Source organism: Wolbachia endosymbiont of Drosophila baimaii (assembly GCF_028982185.1).
GTDB classification, from domain to species: domain Bacteria; phylum Pseudomonadota; class Alphaproteobacteria; order Rickettsiales; family Anaplasmataceae; genus Wolbachia; species Wolbachia pipientis.
The window spans coordinates 1-2,936 of the sequence record NZ_JAPQLE010000014.1 but is presented as its reverse complement, the minus strand read 5'-3'; the positions used below and the strand labels follow the sequence as shown (position 1 = coordinate 2,936).

Annotated in this window: 1 protein-coding gene and 1 pseudogene; one reads left to right on the top strand and one right to left on the bottom strand. The window is 40.3% G+C overall.

The window, feature by feature from the left end; translation table 11 throughout:
* Positions 1 to 63: 63 nt before the first annotated feature.
* Positions 64 to 372: pseudogene (locus tag OZD66_RS00405) on the top strand (TerC family protein); the annotation flags it as partial.
* 333 nt (positions 373 to 705) lie between these two features.
* Here OZD66_RS00405 and guaA read toward each other — a convergent pair.
* Positions 706 to 2,268 (bottom strand): glutamine-hydrolyzing GMP synthase, encoded by a 1,563-nt coding sequence (gene guaA, locus OZD66_RS00400; RefSeq protein WP_182366461.1) that lies wholly within the window; start codon positions 2,266 to 2,268, stop codon positions 706 to 708.
* Positions 2,269 to 2,936 lie beyond the last annotated feature (668 nt).

Here is a 2,936-nt window from a genome sequence, read left to right as displayed (position 1 = left end):
TCCTTTCGTCGTGCTGTTGATTCTGCCTTCCTATGACCTGTTCGGACTATTATGAGAAATGCTATAACTGCTATAGCACTAACTTATAACATGGTAATAATTGCTACAGCATTTACATTTTCCATGCTAGCAATGCTGTTTTTATCAAGTTATACCGCCCAGTTAATCAAATCTAACCCAGGGTTAAAAATAATCGCCATTTTATTTATTTTACTTGTCGGTGTGTACCTCATACTTCATGGATTTCATATAGAATTACCAAAAGGATATTTGTATTCTTCATTCATGTTTGCACTGCTTGTGGAAGTTATAAGCAAAATAAAGAAAATTAACCGTCATACCGCGATTCATTCGCGGTATCTCAGCCGCTAACAAGCAGCGGGATGACGGCAGTCCTACGTCATACTGCTGCGGATAGATCCCGCTAACACGTAGCGGGATGACGAGGTTATCGTCATGTTGCCGCGAACCGCCATACCGCGATTCATTCGCGGTATCTTTAGATCCCGCTAACAAGTAGCAGGATGACGAGGTCATCGTCATGTTGCCGCGAACCGTCATACCGCGATTCATTCGCGGTATCTCTAGATCCCGCTAACACGTAGCGGGATGACGAGGTTATCATCATGCTGCCGCGAACCATCATACCGCGATTCATTCGCGGTATCTCTAGATCCCGCTAACAAGCAGTGGGATCTTTTTGATTTACTCCCACTCAATAGTTGCGGGTGGCTTGGAAGTTATATCGTATACAACTCTATTTACTCCGGGAACATTATTAACAATTATACTGCCAACATTCTGTAAAAAATCCCAAAATACTAGCAAGTGTTGATCCTTATTTTCAAATGGAAATGCATCAGCTGTCATACCATCAGATGATGTTACAGCCCTTAAAGCACAAACATATCCATACGTACGACCATCTCCCATAACGCCTACAGTTTTTATTGGTAATAATACAGCAAAAGCTTGCCATATCTTATCGTATAGATCGTAATTTTTCATCGTATTAATATATATTTCATCTACTTCTTGCAATATTCGCACCTTTTCTTCATCGACTTCACTTATAATCCTCACTGCAAGTCCAGGTCCAGGAAATGGATGTTGAAATATTATCTCATCTGAAAGCCCAATTTCTTTTCCAAGTAGCCTTACCTCATCTTTAAAGAGGTAGCGTAAAGGTTCCACTAGCTTCAGGTTCATCTTTTCTGGCAACCCACCAACATTATGGTGAGACTTAATTGTACTAGTGTTGTCTGAGGCATGCCCTGACTCAACTACATCAGAGTAGATGGTACCTTGCATCAAAAAATCCACATCACCTATTTTTTTTGCTTCTTCTTCAAACACTTCAATAAAAGTGTTACCGATAATTTTTCGCTTTTCTTCTGGATCAGTTATTCCCTTCAACCTACTCAAAAATAAATTTGATTTGTCAACGTAGTGTATCGGAATCTCTTTCAACATAGCAATGGTTTGGTTCTTGCGTAACAACCCAGTATCGATAAAAATACAGTTCAATTGTTTTCCTATAGCTTTATATGTGAGAGCCGCTGCAACGCTTGAATCAACCCCACCACTTACTGCAGCGATTACTTTTTTCTCTCCTACTACATTTTTGATTTTTTCCTTTTGCTCCTCAATAAACGACTTCATTGTCCAGTCTCTTTTGCAATTTGCAATATCCAAGAAGTTAGAGAGCAATTTACTGCCATTTGTTGTGGGCTTAACCTCAGGATGGAACTGAGTACAGTAAATCTTCCGCTGTTCGTTGACAATCATTGCAATTGTTTGATTTATCACACCTGATGCGATAACAGTAAATCCCTGTGGTATAGTATCAACACTGTCCGCATGGTTCATTAATACATCCACTTCAGAATTAACATCCCAGGTATCCTTTACAATGGGGGATTCTTTTAGTATCTTGATTTTAGTTCTACCAAACTCCTGTTTGAAACTCTCTTTTACTTTTGCTCCAAAATAATGACAAATGAGTTGCTGTCCATAGCATATTCCAAGTATAGGAACGCTTGTTGCCTCATTAAGTTTTATAATTTCATGTACTACTCTACTTGTTTCAGAACAATCATCATTTACAGATTGTGGTCCTCCAGAGAGAATAAACCCATTGAATTTTGATATTGTTTCAAAACTGATGTTGCTTGGAAATATCTCACAATAAACACCCATTCCTCTTACTTGTCTTGCGATAAGCTGTGTAAACTGTGAACCAAAATCAATAATGGCAATTGCTGACAATTTGCTCCTCCATATTATTTAAAATGATATCTGATAATAAAGAAAATAATGGAGTAAGTAAACCAAGACCTGTTTAAAAGCTTTAACGTGTGGTGCAAGTTAGCTATATAGCTAATTTTCCTACACCATACCGCCGCGGCGCTAACACGTAGCGGGACGACGAGCTTATCGTCATACCGCGATTCATTCGCGGTATCCCTTAGCCGCTAACAAGTAGCGGGATTATCTTCATGCTGCCACGAACCGTCATACCGCCGCGGTATCTCAGCCGCTAACAAGAGATCACGCTAACAAGCAGCGGGATGACGAGGTATAAACTTTATCGTCATGCCACCGCGAACCGTCATACCGCGATTCATTCGCGGTATCTCGGCAATAGATCCCGCTAACAAGTAGCGGGATGACGAGCTCATTGTCATGCCGCCGCGAACCGTCATACCACGATTCATTCGCGGTATCTCGGCAATAGATCCCGCTAACAAGTAGCGGGATGACGGTTGTCGTTTAGCCACAAACATTAAGAAATTTACCAAATAAAAAAAAAGGCAAGAGAAGCCCCATGGTTAACTAGTTATTTATATGTATAGCATTTCTCATAATAGTCCGAACAGGTCATAGGAAGGCAGAATCAACAGCACGACGAAAGGATTCGAATAGAGGAATGTTTT